This is a genomic window from Pontibacter korlensis, assembly GCF_000973725.1.
Taxonomy (GTDB): Bacteria; Bacteroidota; Bacteroidia; order Cytophagales; family Hymenobacteraceae; genus Pontibacter; species Pontibacter korlensis.
Window position 1 is genome coordinate 2,932,485 of the sequence record NZ_CP009621.1, and the last position, 20,490, is coordinate 2,952,974.

Sequence of the window (20,490 nt, forward strand, 5' to 3'; positions counted from 1 at the left end):
TTATGGAACAATACTAAAAATGTACACATATACCCTTCTATGAAAAATGTTATTTCTACCCTGGTAGCATTTCTTTTGCTTTTCTTTGCCAACCTTAGTAATGTACAAGCGCAGGATCTGGTATACACGCCTAAGAATCCTGCCTTTGGCGGCAATCCGTATAATTACTCCTGGATGCAAAGCTCAGCCCAGGCACAGGATAAGTTAAAGGATCCTAACGCAGAGAGCGGCTCCCTCTACAGCCGCGACCCCATGGAGGACTTTAAAAATAGCCTGAACCGACAGATTCTGAATGAGCTTTCACGTAAGCTTATTTCAAATCAGTTTGGCGAGGATGGTGTAACTCCAGGTAGCTATACTTTGGGAGACTACCAGATTGATGTAACAGAGGGGCCGGGAGGTATCAATATTGATATTGTAGATATGACATCTGGTAACCGTACCTCAGTTACTATCCCATATTATTAATTGGGCTTACAAAACCGGATTTACTAGCCCTCCTGCATTCCCTATAGTTCCTTGCTTCCATTTTTCCTCACCCTTTGTTATGATTCAAAAGCTTTATACCTATACTTGCTATACTCTTGTATTGCTTGGGTTATGCCTTGTGCAAAGCTGTTCGCCATACTTTCAGCAGCCCATGAAGAGTTCCGAAGCCACACTGGGCGTGCCATCACCAGCCTATAAAGACTTAGTAAGCTTGCCGGAGCCGCAGCAGAAAGTTGTGGCTGCCGTGTATAAATTCAGAGACCAGACAGGGCAGTATAAACCATCTGAAATTGGTACTAGCTGGTCTACAGCGGTAACCCAGGGAGCCACTACCATCCTTATTAACTCCCTCGAAGAGTCAGGCTGGTTTACCACAATTGAGCGTGAGAACCTGGGGAACCTGCTAAATGAGCGGAAGATAATTCGGTCCACAAGAGCCGAATCTGAGGCTATGACAGGTAAGAAAGAGCCTAATTTGCCCGGACTTCTTTTTGCGGGCATTATACTGGAGGGAGGTATAATTTCTTACGATGCCAATGTGGTGACAGGGGGAGCAGGTTTACGTTACTTTGGTGCCGGAGGGTCAGGACAGTACCGAGAGGATAAGGTGACAGTGTACCTACGGGCAATTTCCACCAGCACAGGAGAAATACTTAAGACAGTTTATACATCTAAAACTATACTGTCTCAGTCGGTTGATTTTGGTGTTTTCCGATATGTACATTTTAAGCGCCTTTTAGAGGCAGAAACAGGCTTTACCTATAATGAGCCGTCTGAAATTGCTGTGAAAGAGGCCATAGACAAGGCAGTGCAAAGTATGGTGATTGAGGGGATGCTTGCTGGATACTGGCGCCCAAAGAACAAGGCTGATCTGGAGTCGGAGGTGGTGCAGGCTTACCTGCAGGAGAAGCAGGACATCCTGAACAGCGACATTCACGGAAACATTATGGACGAGCGTCGTAGCCTTGTTGGTGTAGCCGGTGCGGCAGGGGCCATGTATTATAAGGGCGACTTCCCGAACCCTAGGTTAAACTTCATGGGTGAAGTAGGGTTAAAAATCAGTTCACGGCAGAATATTGGTATGGACTTGCGCTTGGGGAAGGGCAAGTTATCTACAGAAAATGGCTTTAACACAAGTATAAATTATGCAGAGTTAAACCTTAACTACCTCCTATTTCCGAAGTTGCGCTACAGTCCTTATGTACAGGTTGGTGCGGGGGCACTTGTGCAGGGTAGTGGGCTTGTGGACATTTTTGATAGCTTTGGCGACAGCGGACTAAACCCTTACGTAAAGGCTGGGGCAGGCTTAGAGTATCTCCTTACTAGGAATATAGGACTGGATGTTAGCCTTTCCAGCTCTTATCTCTTGAACGATGATTTGGATGAGGTCGAACAGGGCCGCTTTAACGACTACTTTTGGACAGGTAAAGTGGGGGTAAATTTCTATTTGGGCCTGTATAAGTAGAGTTTTATTTCCATAACAATCAAATGCCAGGGCTGGGATCACCAGCCCTGGCATTTGATTGTTATGGAATAGTTAAGATATAGTATATGTATATAAATAAATAAAAAATATTAAAAATCTTTGAAACCTTAATATTGTATCAAGGTATAATGCTAATGTAAATCATTTTAAACCTAAAAAATATCATTAGCATGAAAAAGCGTTTGATTTTTGCTGCAACAGCAGCGTTGATGTTCACAGCAGGTTCTGCTTTCGCACAAAGTACAAGTAACACTGCCACCACAACACAGTCAGGAACTACAAACGTAGCTACTGTAACTCAAACTCGCGGTGTGGGTAATGATGCCAGCATCACCCAGGCCGATTTCACCAACACCGGCACAATAGTTCAGGAAGATGGCGCACTTAATGACGCCAGCATTGACCAGGACGGTATGTATAATACTGCTTATGTTGAGCAGTTAGGCGGCTTAAGCAACGACGCCGATATTGATCAGGACGGTGATGAGAACTATACAGAGGTTCTGCAGTGGGGTGGCCTAGACAACGAGGCCGACATTGACCAGGACGGTGATTATAATGAGGCACTGATCCACCAGGAAGGCGGAGAGGACAACGATGCTGATATCGACCAGGATGGCTATCTGAACTATGCCCACATCGACCAAATTGGTGGCCTAGACAACGAGGCCGATATTGACCAGGACGGTGATGAAAATGAGGCACTTATTGTTCAATACGAAGGTGAAGACAACGAAGCCGATATCGACCAGGATGGCTATCTGAACTATGCCCGCATCGACCAAATTGGTGGCGTAGACAACGAGGCCGACATTGACCAGGACGGTGATGGCAATGCTGCATTAGTATGGCAGGAAGGCGGTGTAAGAAATGACGCTGAGATCGACCAGGATGGTTACGGAAACACAGCTTATGTTGCGCAAGTTGGAGGTCTTGATAATGATGCATTCGTAGATCAGTACGGTGCAGGAAACTATGCTGAAGTTTCCCAGTCTGGCGGAGATCACAACCTTGTTGAAGTAGATCAGTTTGGCCTTGGTAACGTTGCGTTTGTTGAACAAGACATGGCTTCTTATAACACTGCAAGCGTTACACAGAGTGGCTGGTTTAATGGAGCTGGTGTTTCCCAGACTGGTTCATATAACACGGCTTCTGTTTCGCAGAGCGGCCTTCTGAACGGTGCCAGTGTAGTGCAGTCAGGAGATAACCAAACAGCTACCATCAGCCAAATGGGATGGGGTAATTCGGCCTCTGCTACTCAGAGCGGTTCTGGCAACATAAGCTCCCTCACGCAGCACTAATTAAACTTATTTCACTTGTAAACAAGGCACCCAACTTTATTGGGTGCCTTGTTTATTTATAAAGTTTCCAAACACAGTGTTGAGCTATAGATACTTGAGATAGGTGTAGTTACTTATGAATAGTGCTAAAATAAAGGTCATCCTGTGTTAAAATATAGTAAATACATATAATTAGAAAAATATAAATTTAACATAAGCATATGCAACTATTGAAAGCTCCTAAAGTATAATATAACTGTAAATCATTTTAAACTTTTTAATACACACAACACTATGAAAAACAAACAAAAGTACGCAGCAGCGGCTGTGGCCGCCGTATTATTTGCTTCTGGTTCTGCCTTTGCTCAAGGTACTACCAGCTCTGCAACTACAAGCCAGACCGGAAATACCAACACTGCTGTTATCGACCAGGTTGGCGGGCTGAATAACAGTGCTGAGGCAAGCCAAGCCGGGGATGGAAACGTGGCTACGGTAACGCAGGCAGAAGGAATGGATAATGCGGTATATATTGATCAGGTGGGCCTGACGAATACAGCGACTGTCTTGCAGGAAGGTGGCCTTGACAATGACGCAGATGTTGATCAGGACGGGGATCTGAACGTTGCCTACATCTGGCAAAACCTTGGGGAAGATAATGATGCTGATATTGATCAGGACGGAACACTAAATGATGCCGCTATTGAGCAGGATGGTGGAGAGGACAACGATGCTGACATTGACCAGGATGGCAGTGAAAACGCCGCTTATGTCGGACAAACTGGAGGTGAGGACAATGATGCCGATATCGATCAGGATGGAACATTTAACAACGCTTATATTGGTCAGTTTGGCGGCGAGGATAACGAGGCAGATTTAGACCAGGATGGAGATGCCAACTATGCTGCAATCCTGCAAGACGGTGGTGAGGATAACGATGCAGACATCGACCAGGATGGAACAAACAACTGGGCGGAGACAAACCAGATTCAGGGAAATGACAATGATGTAGAGGTAGATCAGGACGGCTCTGATAATATTGCTGAAGTATGGCAGATGCATGGTGAAGACAACGAGGCCAATGTTGACCAAGATGGTGATCTAAACAATGCCTATATTCTGCAGGAGGGCGGCATGAATAACCTGGCAGATGTTCACCAGAATGGCGTTAGCAACACAGCTGAGATCTATCAGTATGGCGGCATGGATAATGAAGCTTACCTGATTCAGGACGGTGACATGCACACAGGCGTTATCACTCAATCTGGCGACGGAGCAAACTACGCTGAGTTGAACCAGATGGGCTTGATGAATACGGGCAGCATTACGCAGGACGGTATGGGCAATAGCGCCATCACATCGCAGGGAGGCAGCATGAATATGTCTACTGTTACACAGAGTGGCACGGGAAACATCAGTTTGGTTAACCAGCACTAATCCCTTGAACAGCAATAAGTAAATAAAGTATTCTCCGCGATGGGAGGCCCCCATCGCGGAGTTTTATATAACATTTCTAAAACGCGTTTTATGAAAAAATCAATTTTAGCTGCGATGGCTATTACGACACTGTTGCTAAATGAGGCCGTGGCACAATCAGGTAGAAGCGAGGAGGCTTTATTGCAGAGCCTGCAGTCAAAAAGATTGGGAGGCAATGGTACTGGAGCCTCAACGGTTACGGTACAAGAGGGTGAGGCTAATACCTTGTTAGTGCAGCAGGTACAGACAAGTGTTATTTCTAACCAAGTAAATGTTTCGCAGGTTGGGAGTTATAACAATGTATCATTGCTGCAAAATGGCTCGGGTATAGGTACAACTGTAAGTCAATACGGAAACGGAAACTCCTACGAAGGCAGTTTGCTAGGCAATAATCTTCAATCTGAGGTAATACAGCAAGGTAATAGCAATACCGTAAACCAGCAGGTCAGGGGAGATGGCCTTGACTATAGCCTGATTCAATTGGGCTACAGCAACACGATTAACCAAATCGAAACAACACCTGCTTCCAAATCATATCAAGTGGTGCAGGAAGGAAATAATATGAACATCACTATTGAGCAGAGCCGAGGATTTGCCCCCGCTACTGTTGTCAATAAGTAATTTTTCAAAAGAGCATATAGTTTTACTCTTTTAAAAACCTACCAAGTTTCAAACCCTTCTCTATAGTGTGATTCCTTTGTGGAGCATTAGAGGTATTCTTGCACTTACCTATATTTAGATAAAGTGTAATAATATGAAAGAAAAAGACAACTAATACATGTTTATATAAGTATATGAATAAGTAATTTAATTAATTAATTGCTACGCTCAATCATCCAAACTTAACTCTCTTATGCCAAGAGCTGCTTTCACCCTAAAGCTGTTTTGCTTTTTTCTGTTACTTTTAGGCCTTATTTCTTGCAACGAAGAAATGGTAGAGCCCGAAGGAGGTGGTTCTATCAGAGGGGTTGTGATACATGCCGAAACAGAAGCGCCGATCGCCGGCGTTAGCATTAGCACTAAACCTGCCACATCTGCTGTTGTTACTGATGAAGATGGCAACTTCTCTATTTCGGAAGTAGACGCCGGAGAGTACAATATTGTTGCCCAGAAGATTGGTTATAAAGTTAAAGGTGTAACAATTGCGGTTAAGAGCTTTAAAAGCAGCCACGTTACCATTGTGCTAGAGGATGCCGTAGGCGGTGGCCTGGCACCAGGCAAAGCCAGCGATCCAATTCCAGTATCAGGCACAACCTCTCAGCCTACAGACCTAACCCTCCGCTGGCAAGCACCCAAAGCCAACAGCGGCGATACCCTCACCTACGATGTCTACTTGTATGAGTCGGGCAATACGGAGAAAAGACTGGTAGCCGAGTCTTTGTCAGATACGAGTGTGGTAGTCAGAAACCTGAAGTATAACACAACTTATTTCTGGCAGGTAGTAGTGAAGGACGCCAGCGGCAGAAGCTCAAACGGAGATGTCTGGAGCTTTACCACAATGGCTCTAACCAATGCCCGCTATCTTTTTGCCCGCGCTGTAGATGGCGATTACAACATTTACCGGTCAGACGGCACTGAAGCAAATACCTTTAGGCTGACTACTGGCGTAAGTCGCGAGTGGTGGCCACTACTAAATCCTAAACGGGATGTGATTGCCTACTCCTCGAATGAACACATTGAGCCGCAGATCTTTACGATGAGACTGGATGGTGCAGATAAGTTACAAATTACCACTGTGCCTGTGGCAGGATATCATAACCAAGGGATCGGCTTTGTTTGGTCGCCGGATGGAGGCCAGCTAATCTATCCGCACTACGATAAACTTTACCGTATTGAGCGCGATGGCTCAGGGTTAACCGTACTAGCCACTGCGCCTGAGGGCCGCCACTTCCGCATGCTCGACTGGACAGACCGAGGCAATAAGATCATAGCGCAAACTATCGGGCAAAACATCAACGATTCTGAGATCTACATCATGGACTCTAATGGGGCTAACATGACGCTGCTGGTGGAGAATTTACCAGGCCGTGTGGAAAGTCCGACTTTCTCTATAGATGGTAAGAATGTGCTTTATACCCGTGATGCGGCTGGCTTCGAGAACACGGAAGGTCGCCAGTTGGATTCCCGCATCTACAGAAGAGACTTGGAAACTAACCGTATTGTGGACCTATCCGGAGGCAAGCCTGCCGGTACAAACGACCTGTACCCGCGTTACTCACCAACAGGAGATAAGATCATTTTTGTGAATACGCCAAACGATGGCTTCGGCCCCTTTGATATTTATGTAATGGATGCAAACGGCAGCAACCGCACCAAGATTTTCTCCAATGCCACCATGCCGGATTGGAAATAGACATCATCTTAAACCACTCAAGAGCAAAGAGCCATGGCATAAGTCGTGGCTTTTTCTGTTTACTTCTCAGTAGATGGAGCGTGTATTATGAGCTATAAGGCCTAAACATCTGACTTTTCTTGCTGTTTTATACTAGGAAAGTGTAACAGGATTGATGGCTAACAATAAGACAGACCAAGTATGTGAGCTCTGTGGAAGAGAGGTGCAGAATGTATCGCGCCACCACCTGGTGCCGCGAGAGGAGGGTGGCCGTTATGGGGCTACTGCAGACGTATGCCAACCTTGCCACAGCACGCTGCATCTTACCTTTAGCAACCGCGACTTGGCTTTGAACTACAATACCATACCGGCTCTGCAACAGGCCGAACCGCTGCAAAAGTATCTGAATTGGGTGCGTAAAAAACGTGTTGAGAAGATATCTAACCGACGGGGCAGAAGGAGGTAAGTATAAGATGGGAGACGCTATTCACTACGCCTCCCATTTTATACTTATTTATCGGACTTCCCCTTTAGTTTCAGAATCATATCCAGTTTAAACTGGTGCAGGTTACCTTCCAGGCCAGCCGGGTAGCTGTGTGGGTTCATGTAACGGCGTATACTTTCGTGAAGCCGGCTGATTTCTGTTTTAGTATGTGCTTTTATGCTTGGCAGGTCTGGTAAAGTATAAATTGATTGTCCCTTCTGGAAAACCGGTACCAACAGCTCCTTATGTTTTGCCCCTTCCTCTACAGTTTTGCGGCGGGTAACGTCCAGTGGGTCTACAATCTGAGGGGTATTAGGTAATGGCTCCAGCTCATTATAAATCATGTCGGCCAGGTAACGTTCCTGATTATAATAGCGCCGCACCTGCAGTATGCCTGGGTTTGAGGTTTTTGCAAGCTGCTCCGATAGCTTTATTTTATATTCCCATTCTCCATCCTTGATAGCAGCCAGTTTATAAACTCCGCCAAGTGCTGGTTGGTCGTAAGCCGTGATCATTTTAGTACCCACGCCCCAAACATTGATTTTGGCTCCTTCCTGTTTCAGGTGTGTAATCAGGTGCTCATCCAAGTCGTTACTGGCTACGATGCTGGTGTCATGGAACCCGGCTTCATCTAATAACTGACGTGCCTGCTGACTTAAATAGGTAAGGTCACCAGAGTCCAGGCGTATGCCTCCGAAAACAAAACCTTTTGGTTGCAACTTTTGGGCAACAGAGATGGCTCGTTTCACACCTTCCAGTGTGTTGTAAGTGTCTACAAGAAAAACAGAGTCTTTCGGGAAAGCTTCACCATAAGCCTCAAAAGCATCCTCTTCTGTCTCAAAAGCCTGTACCCAGCTGTGGGCATGCGTTCCGCGTACGGGTATGTCGTATAGCTGACCTGCCAGCAGGTTAGAAGTTGCATCGGCGCCACCGATATAAGCTGCGCGTGCAGCAGAAAGAGCACCGTCTATGCCTTGTGCACGGCGCATACCAAACTCAATCACTGTGTCGCCTTTGGCTGCCTCTTTAATACGGGCTGCCTTGGTGGCTATAAGTGTTTCAAAATTAATGATGGTTAGTAGCGGCGTCTCAACCAACTGTGCCTGTAACAAAGGACCGCGTACACGTACTAGCGGTTCACTTGGAAAAACCACCGTACCTTCTGGCACAGCGTCTACATCGCAGGAAAACTCCATCTGGCCCAGGTAATCAATAAACTCCTGCTCAAAAAGCGGTTGCCCTTGGCTACCTTTCAGGTTGCTCAGGTACGCTAAATCGTTATCAGAAAACTTAAGTGCTTGTAAGTACTCTACTGCATGCTCCAGTCCTGCAGCTACTGTGTACCCTCCGCCAAAGGGATGCTTCCGAAAGTATAAATGAAACACTGCCTCACGCTCGGCCATACCTTGCTTCCAGTAGCCATAAGCCATTGTAAGTTGGTAAAGGTCAGTGAGTAAGGACAGGGAGGTGCTGTAGATTTCTGATAACGCCATTGGCTGTTTGTCTATATTTTGTGCCGGAATTTAAGAAGTATACCTGAAAAAAGCCGAAAAGGCTACAGAAGGCCTTTGCAGAACGCTTACAATCAGTACTATAAAATAATGCTTGCAGGTTGATGCTGGTATCTGCAATTTTAAGCCATGCAGACGAGACAATTCATTCCTTTTTCGGAAGTAAAAAATAAGAAAGCCATTGTTGTAGACAGTACACATGCTAATGGTGTCATGCTTTCTCACTGGAAGGGAGCACCCACGCCAGAGGGAGTTAAGGACGATACCAGTGCTGCCATTGTACTGAATGCCCTTCGTCAGGAGCTGACTGATCTGGACCTGCCTTACGTTACCGCTAATCACTTCGATATAGATGGATTTGTGGGAGTATGGGCGCTGCTGAATCCGGAGCTGGCATTGGAGAATGAGGAGCTGCTACGACAGATGGCCTTGATCGGGGACTTTAGAGAGCTGGATCTGAACCACCCGTTGGCAGGAGAGGCCCTGAAGCTGGTTTGCTGGATAAATGGGAAGGAACGGGAGCTGTTTTACAAGCCTTTTGAGGCGGATGAAATGGAGGAGAAGGAGGCAGCACAGTGTGTGCAGAAGTTTAAGTACTTTTTGCGGGAATTTACACGCGTGCTGAAGGACCCTGATTGGGAGCGTGGTGCGTGGGAAGATGAGGTAGGCGGTGCTTTGCTCGGCTACCGGGACATGTATAAGCCAGATACAAAAATTACACGTCACCCTGAAATTGGCCTGATCATAATTGAAACACCACATCCACTGCATTACTACGCCCTTTTCGGCCGCACGCAGGGCTTCGATATGGTGCTTACTTGTTACAAAGACAATAAGTTTGAGTTGGAGTACAAGTATACTACTTGGGTAGATATCGTATCACGGCCAACACTGCCGCGGCTAAGTATGGCGCCACTTGCTGCACGCCTTAATGAACTGGAGGCTTCCGGCCGTAGCTGGACGCACGACTCCGTTACCGATACAGGACCTCTCCTGCGCTTGGATGGCGATAAGCTGACGCGCTCCGAAGCTTACGCTAACCCTACAGAGCGGGAAATCTATACTTCGTCTATACCTGTGGAAGAGCTGAAACAGGAAGTGGTGCAGTATTACCAGCAGGCTTACCAGAGCATCCAACCGAAGTACAACTGGAGCTGGAAAGAGCTAAAAGAGCTTAATAAACAATAGATCATAAAAGAAAAGAGACGCTATGTTCTGCGTCTCTTTTCTTTTATAGTATAAAATGCTTCTAAGTATCCGCTAAAACAGGGTACCGTTAGCTGCTTTGTTTTCCTGCGTTTTGGTTGGAGCAGGGGCTTCGCAATTTTCCTCGTTAAATACCTGATCAATAGCTTTCTCAGCTTTGCGTAGCTTTTCCTTGCACAGTTTGATCAGTTGAGAAGAGCGCTGTACCTTTTGCGTCAGTTCATCCACGTCTACGGCGTCATTCTCAATGGCGCGTAAAATCTCCTCCAGTTCCTGGGTAGCCTCGCGGTATGTCATCTGGTTTAAGTCCTTATTCATCTGTATTAATATTTACAATCATGCTGTGGAGGGTACCATCTTTCATTCTTGTTTCCACCACATCACTATTCTTTACTTCTTTTATACTCTTGATAATTTTGCCATTGATAAGTGTGAGCGTATAGCCACGCAGCAACAGTTTCTCTGGGTTATTAGCTTCTATACTCATTTCCAGCAGCTTTAGGCGGTGTTGTTCACCCTGTAGTTTGCCCTTGGCGCTGTACTCCAGCTTATCGCTATACTTGGTAAAGGTAAGTTGCCGTTGCTTTAGTTTATCTTTTGCCTCCGTTTCTACACAGTGCACCAGGTGGTTTAGCTCGTGCTCTTTCATGTGCAGGTAGCGCTGGCTTTTGCCTTCCACGCACACCGACAGCTCTTGCAGGTGGCGCTGCCGCTCGTGCAGCAGGTCTTTGGTTTCAGCATTCACATCCTTCTCCAGATCGCTGATCTGGTGTCGCTGTGCCTCCAGGTAAGCCTTTGGTTTTAGCAACAAGCTGCGTGATAGGGTCTCCAGCTTGTTCTTGCTTGTCTGGAGTAACTGCCGGGTTATGTTCTGGAAGCGTAAGCTCACACGCTCCAGCTTATCATCTGTCAGTTTCAGTTGCTGCGCTGCAAACATCCTGATGCTGTCGAACAGATCTTCTGCGTGTTCTTCCGCCTCCCTAAATCTGTCAATCAGGAAACCGGCAACAGCTGTAGGTGTTTTCAGGCGCGTGTTGGCTAGCATATCGGCTATACTTTCGTCCCGCTCATGGCCTATACCTGTTAGCACCGGAAGCGGCGAATTACCAATGGCCGCTGCAATTTTATAGTCGTCGAAGCAGCTCAAGTCTGTCTGAGAGCCTCCGCCACGAATCAGTACAATAGCATCAAACTGGTCGCTGTGCCGGGCAATCTGTGCAAATGCTTGCGCTACCGAAGCCGGCGCTTCGTTGCCCTGTACCGTGGCCGGGAAAAGTGTGGTTTGGAAATCATAACCGTAGCTGTTGTTCTCCAGCTGATGCATAAAGTCTTGGAAACCTGCTGCGGTGGCAGATGATATAACGGCCAAACGTTGCGGTACCAGTGGCAGCTCCAGTTCTTTGTTGGCCTCGAGCAATCCCTCTGCTTCAAGTCGCTTCAGTGTTTCGAGCCGCTGGCGAGCCAGGTCGCCAATAGTATAATTAGGGTCAATATTACTGATGTCGAGGCTGAGGCCGTAAAGCTCATGGAAACGCACTGATGCCTGCAGCAGTACTTTCAGCCCTGCACGCAGCGGCTGCCCTGTTTTCTCCTCAAAGTAACGGCTCAACATTTGATAGCGAGAGCCCCAAATAGTTGCGCGGGCCTGTGCCAGCATTTGACGCGCGTCGTCGCCTTTATCTACCAGAGTCAGGTAACGGTGGCCTTTCCTACGATCCACGTTTACCTGTGCTACTTCTGCTACTACCCAATAGCTATCCGGAAACGCCACTTCCAGCTCCTCGCGTATCTGCTGGTGCAGTTCATACAGCGAGAGCGGGGCCTGGTGCTCCTCATACGCAATGGTTTGGCGAAAAAAGATCTGGGACATGGGGCAACTACGTTTCTTCTCCTGCACAACCGGCAGAAAACCGGCTCCTAAGTCCCGAAGATAGGACTTTTTTGACTAAGATGATTAGTAAGGTCGTGGAGAAAAAGTTTTTTGCTTTTCCCAAACAGGATTTACAGGATTGATATGTGAGTAAGGATATACACTTCCGCTGGCGCGGGTTTGTAATGCTTGCCTTTTTATAGAAGTAAGTTTGTAACTCAACTAGTACTGCAGGGGCAGAGAGCTATTCAGATAAACCCACCCCTCCGAGGAGGGGAATTTTTGGGAACGATAAACATCCCCCTGTGCCCCTTCAAAGGGGTTTAGCAAAGGGTGGAGCTATAGAGTCTGATCCCAGTCCTTAGGTTGAGCGCCTTGTGAGATCCGGTGCCCGAAGGGCAGCGCTTTGGCGCAGGAGGGAACACAGCGCGATGCCCAAAGACGAGGCCTCCCGGCCTGGAGGGCACCAAAGCTGGAGGTAAATTGAGTTGGTTGTGAAGCTAGGGATGAACAATAGCAAAAAAGGATATCTTGCCTCAAGTTCAGAAAGCTGTAACCATGAAAGTATGGCAATTTAAGTCAGTTGAATTGCCATACTCTCCATTATAGCAGGACACAAGTCTTGAAACATGAGGCAAGAAAGCGGAGGGAAAACAAACAAACTACGACTATTTATTTGCTTAGACAGTTAGCAGAAAAGCATACTTATCAGAGAGAACTTTTCAAAAAACATCAAAATAATTTGGCTTTTTTAAAATAGCCCCCGTATACTTGCATCATCAAGTCAATAATCCCTTTGCGGATATTGATTTATAAAGAAGCGTGGAGAGACAGGCTCTGTGAAACGCTAGCAACCTAACCTTCGGTGTTAAGGTGCTAATTCCTGAGTTTGGCAGGGTGCCGGACGAATATAAATTGATACGGTCATGAAAAAGGGAATCAAGCCAACACAGCACGTATTATTACCATTGCCGACAGTAGCACTACTGTTGCAAAACTTCTTTTTAGCTCCTGCTAGAGCTTCAGTCATGCGCACATCCATGTGTGTCATGCAAAGCTGTTGTTGCTAATCCAGGTATAAAATTCCTGTCTTCAATAAACGGCTTAGTGGCAGATCTGATATCTGCTGCTAAAGCCAACTTATACCTTAGCAGTCAACTCCGACTACACATCATTTATACTTTTCCTTCAAACCTTAAATAGCTACACAACCATGTCTAAACCATTGCACTTCGAAACACTTCAGCTGCATGCTGGCCAGGAAATAGATCCAACCACACAGTCTCGTGCCGTTCCTATTTACCAAACTACTTCCTATGCCTTCAAAAATGCCGAGCATGGGGCTAACCTCTTTGCACTAAAGGAGTTCGGGAACATCTATACCCGTATCATGAACCCTACAACAGATGTGTTTGAGAAGCGCATTGCGGCGTTGGAAGGCGGAGTAGCTGCAGTGGCAGTGGCTTCGGGGCAGGCAGCACAGTTTCTGGCACTAAACAACATACTCTCAGCCGGAGAAAACTTTATCTCTACCAGCTACCTGTACGGCGGCACCTACAACCAGTTCAAAGTGTCGTTTAAGCGCCTTGGCGTTGAGGCCCGGTTTGCAGAAAGCGATAATGTGGCAAGCTATGAAAAGCTTATTGATGATAAGACCAAAGCCATTTATGTGGAAACCATCGGTAACCCACGCTTCAATATTCCTGATTTTGAGGCAGTAGCTGCACTTGCCCGCAAGTATGATATACCCCTGGTGGTAGATAATACTTTCGGAGCTGGTGGTTACCTGTTCCGGCCGCTGGAGCATGGCGCTAACGTAGTAGTGGAGTCTGCTACAAAGTGGATTGGTGGCCACGGTACTAGCATAGGTGGCTTAATTGTAGACGGAGGTAACTTTAATTGGGGCAACGGCAAGTTCCCACAATTCTCAGAGCCATCAGAAGGATACCATGGCCTTAACTTCTGGGAAGTATTCGGAGAGGACGGACCTTTTGGCAACATAGCTTTTGCTATCCGTGCCCGAGTGGAAGGCTTGCGTGACTTTGGTCCTGCACTCAGCCCATTCAACTCTTTCTTGTTATTGCAGGGGCTCGAAACACTCTCTCTGCGTGTGGATAGAACAGTACAAAATGCACAAGCACTGGCTGAGTGGCTGGAACAGCATGAACTGGTTGAAAGCGTTAACTATCCTGGCTTGGAAAGTAGCCCTTATCACGAACTGGCGAAAAAGTATCTGAAGCGAGGTTTCGGGGGCGTGCTCTCCTTTAAATTGAAAGGCGACAAGCAGCAGGCTGAGGCCTTTGTAAATAGCCTGCAACTGGTGAGCCACTTAGCCAACGTGGGGGATGCCAAAACATTGATCATCCACCCTGCCTCTACCACACACCAACAGCTTTCTGAAACAGAGCAACTAAATGCTGGTGTAGAGCCAACCCTGCTGCGCGTTTCAGCGGGTATTGAGCACATCGACGACATTAAAGCAGATTTTGAGCAAGCCTTTGCCAAAGTAGGAGCGGCAGAGACGGCCACAGCCTAAGTAAAAAGTATAAAATGCCAACACATCACGTTTTTCATTATCAAGAAGAGTTTAAGTTGGAGTCAGGAGCAGTGCTTCCTGGCTTCCAGCTCAATTATACAACTTATGGTACTTTAAATCCGCAGCAAAGTAACGTGGTGTGGGTATGCCATGCCCTAACCGGCAGCTCCGATTTTACCGACTGGTGGTGCGACTTATTTGGAGCGGGCAAGCTCTATGATCCAAATGAGTGGTTTATAGTATGTGCTAATACCTTGGGTGGTTGCTATGGCTCTACAGGGCCGCTCTCGGTTAACCCTACAACGCTTCAGCCATACTTCCATACCTTTCCACAACTAACCAACCGCGACATAGTGCGTGCTTTTGATTTGCTGCGGAAAGAGCTGGCATTTGAGCGTGTACATACCTTGATCGGTAGCTCATTAGGTGGGCAGCAGGCGCTGGAGTGGGCGCTGCAAAAGCCTGATGTGTTTGAGCGGCTGGTGCATGTAGCAAGCAATGCCCGCCATTCTCCATGGGGAATTGCCTTCAACGAGAGCCAGCGAATGGCTATCCGACAGGACCCCACCTGGGCAACAAGTACCGAAGATGCGGGCAAAGAGGGAATGAAAACAGCCCGTGCTATCGCTATGCTTTCATACAGGCACTACAATACCTATAATGAGGCACAACAGGAGCCAGGACACAGCATCACCGATAATTTCAGAGCAGCCAGTTACCAGGTGTATCAGGGTGAAAAAATTGCCAAGCGCTTTAATGCCTATACTTATTGGCTGCTGTCCAAGGCCATGGACTCGCACAACGTGGGCCGCGACAGGGGAGGAGTAGAGAAGGCTTTGGCCAAACTTAAAGCGCGCAGCTTGTTTGTGGGGGTGGATACAGACCTGCTGTTCCCGGTAGAGGAGCAGCTTTTTTTGCACGAGCACGTGGCAGGGTCTTCCTTCAGCCTTATCCGCTCCAACTACGGACACGACGGCTTTTTGGTAGAGTTTGACCAGTTAACAGAGGCTATTCAGGATTTTTATAAACAGGAAAAAGTAAAAGAGGAACAATTAAACTATGAAAAGCAAGAGCAGTAAACGCATCGGTATTTTTGGCTTCGGCTGTGTTGGGCAGGGACTACACGATGTTTTGCAGGATAACCCGCACCTGAGCGTAGCAAGAATATGTGTTCGTGATAAAGAAAAGCTGCGTACGCTGCCGAGCCACAGCTTTACTTATAATCCTCAGGAGCTGTTGCAAGATGACAGTATAGACCTTTTTGCAGAGTTGATCAGCGATCCGAAAGAAGCACTGCTGATTGTGCGACAGGCACTGAAAGCGGGGAAAACGATTGTCTCTGCTAATAAAAAGATGGTATCCGAGAACCTTCAGGAGCTGCTGGCTTTGCAGCAGGAGTTTGGAGGAACGTTGCTGTACGAGGCTGCCGTATGTGGTAGTATTCCTATCTTACGTACGCTGGAAGCTTACTATGGTACTGAACCGCTACAGGAGGTTAGTGGTATCCTGAATGGCTCTTCAAACTATATCCTCTCAAAACTAGATTCTGAGGGGATCTCCTATGCGGAGGCACTGGCAGAAGCTCAGGCGCTCGGTTTTGCCGAAGCTGATCCTACACTAGATGTATGTGGCTACGATGCTTTGCACAAGATTAGTTTGATTGCCGCGCACGCCTTTGGAGCTGTAATAAAGCCGGAGCAGGTTCTGCGTGCTGGCATACAACATATCAGAAAACAAGATATAGCATTAGCTCAGGCATTAGGAGCCCGGATTCGGTTGGTGGCATCTGCCAGACTTAACAAAAATAACATGCTGGAGCTGCAGGTACTGCCTACTCTGGTGTTTCCTGATTCCGAATTGTACTATGTAGAGGCTGAGTTCAATGGAGTGCAACTACAGGCAAGGTATGCCGGCGACCAATTCCTGAAGGGTAGAGGGGCAGGTAGCCATCCTACTGGTTCGGCAGTTTGGGCCGATGTGTCGGCTGCATTAGCTGGATATAAGTATAGCTATCCCAAGTTTAAGTATGATGCAGACGAAAACCTAAGACCTGTGCCGTTGGAAGAGGAAGATGTGCTTAAAGTATACCTACGAACCACAAACCCAAACCTGCTGCCAGAGGTGCCATGGCTGGAATTGACAACTTTTGGAGAAGACCCACATGTAGGGCAGTTAGTTGGTGCAATTAGAAGAAAGGATTTGCTGTTGTACCTGCCAGCCTTGAAGCAGACCATGGCGTTCATTGCGCAGTTACCAGCCTCTGTATCAGCCGAACAGGTGGTAAATGCTTCTAATATAGTATTGGAAGAAGTAGCATAATGGTGCTAATATTTGTACTTAATTATTTGAATATATAACATCAGTATTATAAGGAGGTATATAGGTATATATAAATTATACAATAGCTGTTTTTAATTTAATAAAAATGCAGCTATTGTATAAATCTCACCGTACAAATAATCAATTCTAGTAGTGAATTAATTTGTACCAATATGAGAAAAATAATTATACCCTTTTTCACCTTCCTGATGGTAGCCTTGGGGCTATCTTCTTGTAGGCAAGATGGGGCGACACCCATCCAGAACGTAAAAGCCGGACCAACTTTACTTAGAGCACATGCTGGCGGTGGCTCGTGTGAAAATTATACTTACTTCTACGATAACGAGCAGAAGACATTGGGCAATGTATTTACAAAACAGGTGTTAGTAGCTTTTGCCAGTGGCTTAAGCGCTGAGCAGGAGGCCAACATAGTACAAGCTTTTGGCTTTGTAAAAGGAAAGAATGGCCAGGTTAGCTCAAACTCTGCGTTGTTGCATAATATTGAACTGGTAGACGGCCTTAACTGCAAACAAGTAGAAATGGCCATGAAAGCATTGGCAGACGACCCTGCTATCACTTACGTGGCACCATACTTTATGAATGGAGACGGCTTGTTAGGAATAAGCAACGAAGCTATTGTTACCGTTAAGGAGGGGCAGGAAGACGCCCTGGCTGCACTAACTGCAGACTATAAGGCAGAAGTGTTGATGCCGCTGAGCGGACAGACTTACCTGGTGCGTGTAGATAAAAGCTCTTCCGGTAATGCCCTTGACCTGGCAAACTTCCTGAAAGGAAAAGAAGGCATTAGCCATGCTGAGCCGGATTTTCTGGTTTCGCTAGAGGTGCCTGAGGTAGGATCTGCACCTGATAGAAGATCCAGATCAGGCTCCTTCCGCTAAAACTGAACCTGTAGGTATAAAAAAAGCCCGGCCTCTGTTACAGAGGCCGGGCTTTTTTTATGAGTATGTTGACTTAAACATAAATCGCTTGGGCTTTGTCGCGCAGGTTGTAAGCAGAAGCCATCACCTCGCCATAAGCTCCGGCTGTACGAATGGCAATTAGGTCGCCGCGGTTCGTTTCTGGTAGCATTACCGCCTTACCGAAGCAGTCGCTCGATTCGCAGATTGGACCAACCACATCGTAACGAACCTCTTGCTTTTCGCTTGTAAGGTTCTCAATCTTGTGATAAGACTGATATAGCGCAGGGCGGATCAATTCTGTCATACCAGCATCGAGTATCGCAAAATTGGTAGTTACGCCACTTTTGATGTAAAGTACTCTCGAAATAAGCGTACCACACTGTGCTACCAGTGCACGGCCTAATTCAAAATGAACCTGCTGTCCTGGTCTTAGCTCCAGAAACTGATTGAATAGTGAAAAATAAGCAGCAAAATCAGGTATTGGATTCTCCTCTGGATGGTAATAATCCACACCAAGGCCTCCGCCAACGTTGATATGCTCCAGTTCAATGTTTCGAGCCAAGAACCATTCCTGAAACTCATTTACGCGTGTGCACAGGTTTTTGAAAACAGTCAGATCGGTGATCTGTGAGCCAATATGAAAGTGGATACCGATCAGCTCTACATGTTTTAGCTGCTGTAGAAGCTCTATTACACTCTCCAACTCCCAGGCATTGATACCAAACTTGTTCTCCTCCAGGCCTGTGGTGATATACTTGTGCGTGTTGGCATTTACGTTTGGGTTAATGCGTAGCGCTACACGGGCAACAGTGTTTTTCTGCTCTGCCAGTTCGTTCAGTACCTCCAGTTCGTGCTTCGACTCACAGTTAAAGCAGAAAATATCCTGATCCAGGGCGTAATTAATCTCCTCGTCGGACTTACCCACGCCCGCAAATACAACCTCCTTCGGCGAAAAACCATTCTCAATAGCCGCTTTAACTTCATTGCCGCTCACGCAATCGGCACCAAAGCCATGCTGGCGCATTTGCTCAAGTACAGGAGCATTTGCATTGGCTTTAAGGGCATAGTGAACATGAAAATTATACTTCTCAGCCTCTTGCTGTGCAGACTGAAGTGTCTGGCGCAATAGGTTCAGGTCGTATACATAAAACGGAGTAGCATGTTGCTTTAGCTGCTCCGGGTTAAGGTTAAGCATGTGCTTCGTTTCTATTAAAGATGCCATCGTTCAGTTTTGTTAAGGCCTCAACTTTATCTGATGTGTTGATAAGGAGGCTGATATTGTTTTTACTTCCGCCGTAAGAGATCATGCGCAGCGGGATTTGCTGCAATGATTCAAAGATGGCAAGGCCAGATCCACTTCGCTCTGAGATAAAATCGCCTACTACGCAGATAATGGTCTGGTCTTGGTCTACTTCCACCTGACCGAACTCTTTCAGTTCTGCCACAATCTGGTCCAGGAACTTATCATTATCTACAGTCAGTGACACCGCCACCTCAGAAGTGGTGATCATATCTATAGGTGTCTTATACCTTTCGAACACCTCAAACACGCTACGCAGGAAACCATAAGCCAGCAGCATACGGCCTGACTTTATTTTGATGGCTGTGATGCCATCCTTTGCAGCTACAGCCTTTATCTTACCACTTTGGGTAGTTGCACTGATAGTGGTGCCTCTTGCCTGCGGCTCCATTGTATTGAGCAGCTTAACCGGAATGTTTTTCTGCTTGGCTGGCTGCACACTGCTTGGATGCAAAATTTTGGCACCAAAGTAAGCTAGTTCAGCCGCCTCGTCGAAAGAAAGCTCCGCGATAGGATAGGTATTCTTCACCACGCGAGGATCATTATTATGCATGCCGTCTATGTCGGTCCAGATCTGAATCTCTTCAGCATTCACAGCGGCACCAATCAGGGAGGCAGAGTAATCAGAGCCACCGCGCTTCAGGTTGTCTATCTCTCCAAATGTATTGCGGCAGATATAGCCTTGCGTTACAAACAGCTCTACTCCAGGATATTTCTCCAGCTCTTTCTTCAGCTGCTTAGCAATGTAGTCGTTATCTGGCTCCTCGTTTTCATCAATCTTCATGAAATTAAGGGCAGGCAGCAACACAGAGTTTATACCCTGTTCTTCCAGGAAAAACTGAAAGAGGGCTGTGCTCAGGAGCTCACCCTGCGCCAATACTGCACGCTCCTCATGTATTGTGAAGAGGTCCAGGGTGAAAGCTGTAAGATACTCGAAGTGCTGTGTCAGCAGATCGTTTGCCTGTTTTTTCTTATCGTCGGAGGTGTAGAGTTCCTCTACCACCTGTTTATATTTATCGTGCAGGGCTTTTATCAAAGCCTTTGCTTCGTCGTTTTTATTCTGATACAGCGTTTCTGCTATTTGCACCAACGCATTGGTAGTGCCCGACATAGCCGATAGCACCACAATTTTTGGCTCACCATTCTGGATGAGCGAGGCAACAGCCTTCATTCTCTCAGCTGACCCTACGGAGGTACCGCCGAACTTGAGTATTTTCATTCAGGTGACTAAAAAATGAATTATAGAACTCTACAAAAGTAGCAAAAATGATGGTAATAAGTCTG

Annotated in this window: 17 protein-coding genes and 1 riboswitch; of the genes, 12 read left to right on the forward strand and 5 right to left on the reverse strand. The window is 46.7% G+C overall.

The window, feature by feature from the left end; all coding sequences use genetic code 11:
- Positions 1 to 39 precede the first annotated feature (39 nt).
- From PKOR_RS12670 to PKOR_RS12700, 7 genes are all read left to right on the forward strand, one after another.
- Complete coding sequence (locus PKOR_RS12670) at positions 40 to 468, forward strand: curli production assembly/transport component CsgF (RefSeq protein WP_046311197.1); 429 nt, start codon at positions 40 to 42, stop codon at positions 466 to 468.
- Positions 469 to 640: 172 nt separating this feature from the next.
- Positions 641 to 1,954, forward strand: a complete 1,314-nt coding sequence (locus tag PKOR_RS12675; protein WP_052738844.1) for a CsgG/HfaB family protein — start codon at positions 641 to 643, stop codon at positions 1,952 to 1,954.
- Between the two features lie 191 nt (positions 1,955 to 2,145).
- Positions 2,146 to 3,276, forward strand: coding sequence for a hypothetical protein (locus PKOR_RS12680; RefSeq protein ID WP_046311198.1), 1,131 nt, complete (start codon positions 2,146 to 2,148; stop codon positions 3,274 to 3,276).
- Positions 3,277 to 3,549: 273 nt separating this feature from the next.
- Entirely contained in the window at positions 3,550 to 4,689 is a 1,140-nt protein-coding gene (locus PKOR_RS12685) for a hypothetical protein (RefSeq protein ID WP_046311200.1), read from the forward strand.
- 90 nt (positions 4,690 to 4,779) lie between these two features.
- Positions 4,780 to 5,349 carry a hypothetical protein gene (locus PKOR_RS12690; RefSeq protein ID WP_148561685.1) on the forward strand — a complete coding sequence of 190 codons (570 nt, stop codon included), beginning with the start codon at positions 4,780 to 4,782 and terminating at the stop codon, positions 5,347 to 5,349.
- Between the two features lie 310 nt (positions 5,350 to 5,659).
- A complete protein-coding gene (locus tag PKOR_RS12695; RefSeq protein WP_158453772.1) occupies positions 5,660 to 7,081 on the forward strand; it encodes a carboxypeptidase-like regulatory domain-containing protein in 1,422 nt (473 codons plus the stop codon).
- Between the two features lie 154 nt (positions 7,082 to 7,235).
- The gene (locus PKOR_RS12700; protein WP_046311205.1) at positions 7,236 to 7,526 is read left to right on the forward strand and encodes a restriction endonuclease; all 291 of its coding nucleotides are present in this window, start codon (positions 7,236 to 7,238) and stop codon (positions 7,524 to 7,526) included.
- A gap of 44 nt (positions 7,527 to 7,570) precedes the next feature.
- Here the strand turns inward: PKOR_RS12700 and PKOR_RS12705 are convergent, their stop codons facing one another.
- Positions 7,571 to 9,037, reverse strand: a complete 1,467-nt coding sequence (locus tag PKOR_RS12705; RefSeq protein ID WP_046311206.1) for a nicotinate phosphoribosyltransferase — start codon at positions 9,035 to 9,037, stop codon at positions 7,571 to 7,573.
- Positions 9,038 to 9,184: 147 nt separating this feature from the next.
- On the opposite strand from PKOR_RS12705, the gene PKOR_RS12710 reads away from it, so the two are divergent.
- Positions 9,185 to 10,243 (forward strand): DUF6687 family protein, encoded by a 1,059-nt coding sequence (locus tag PKOR_RS12710; RefSeq protein ID WP_046311208.1) that lies wholly within the window; start codon positions 9,185 to 9,187, stop codon positions 10,241 to 10,243.
- 72 nt (positions 10,244 to 10,315) lie between these two features.
- Here PKOR_RS12710 and xseB read toward each other — a convergent pair whose 3' ends face one another.
- Entirely contained in the window at positions 10,316 to 10,579 is a 264-nt protein-coding gene (gene xseB, locus PKOR_RS12715; RefSeq protein WP_046311210.1) for an exodeoxyribonuclease VII small subunit, read from the reverse strand.
- On the reverse strand, positions 10,572 to 12,131 hold the full coding sequence (xseA, locus tag PKOR_RS12720) for an exodeoxyribonuclease VII large subunit (RefSeq protein WP_046311212.1): 1,560 nt from the start codon (positions 12,129 to 12,131) through the stop codon (positions 10,572 to 10,574). The genes xseB and xseA overlap by 8 nt, the downstream gene beginning before the upstream one ends.
- A gap of 807 nt (positions 12,132 to 12,938) precedes the next feature.
- Positions 12,939 to 13,048: riboswitch (SAM riboswitch) on the forward strand.
- A 296-nt stretch (positions 13,049 to 13,344) separates the two neighbouring features.
- Here xseA and PKOR_RS12725 point away from each other — a divergent pair.
- The 4 genes from PKOR_RS12725 to PKOR_RS12740 all read left to right on the forward strand — a co-directional run bounded on the left by PKOR_RS12725 (position 13,345) and on the right by PKOR_RS12740 (position 17,885).
- Positions 13,345 to 14,667: an O-acetylhomoserine aminocarboxypropyltransferase/cysteine synthase family protein gene (locus tag PKOR_RS12725; protein WP_046311214.1), complete on the forward strand. Its 1,323-nt coding sequence runs from the start codon at positions 13,345 to 13,347 to the stop codon at positions 14,665 to 14,667.
- Positions 14,668 to 14,681: 14 nt separating this feature from the next.
- Positions 14,682 to 15,746, forward strand: coding sequence for a homoserine O-acetyltransferase family protein (locus PKOR_RS12730; protein WP_046311216.1), 1,065 nt, complete (start codon positions 14,682 to 14,684; stop codon positions 15,744 to 15,746).
- On the forward strand, positions 15,727 to 16,986 hold the full coding sequence (locus PKOR_RS12735) for a homoserine dehydrogenase (protein WP_046311217.1): 1,260 nt from the start codon (positions 15,727 to 15,729) through the stop codon (positions 16,984 to 16,986). The genes PKOR_RS12730 and PKOR_RS12735 overlap by 20 nt, the downstream gene beginning before the upstream one ends.
- 173 nt (positions 16,987 to 17,159) lie before the next feature.
- Positions 17,160 to 17,885, forward strand: a complete 726-nt coding sequence (locus tag PKOR_RS12740; RefSeq protein WP_046311219.1) for a hypothetical protein — start codon at positions 17,160 to 17,162, stop codon at positions 17,883 to 17,885.
- 73 nt (positions 17,886 to 17,958) lie between these two features.
- Here PKOR_RS12740 and lysA read toward each other — a convergent pair whose 3' ends face one another.
- Both lysA and PKOR_RS12750 read right to left on the reverse strand, forming a co-directional pair.
- Positions 17,959 to 19,128, reverse strand: coding sequence for a diaminopimelate decarboxylase (lysA, locus tag PKOR_RS12745; RefSeq protein WP_235336288.1), 1,170 nt, complete (start codon positions 19,126 to 19,128; stop codon positions 17,959 to 17,961).
- Positions 19,094 to 20,425, reverse strand: a complete 1,332-nt coding sequence (locus PKOR_RS12750; RefSeq protein WP_046311222.1) for an aspartate kinase — start codon at positions 20,423 to 20,425, stop codon at positions 19,094 to 19,096. The genes lysA and PKOR_RS12750 overlap by 35 nt, the downstream gene beginning before the upstream one ends.
- Positions 20,426 to 20,490: the final 65 nt, after the last annotated feature.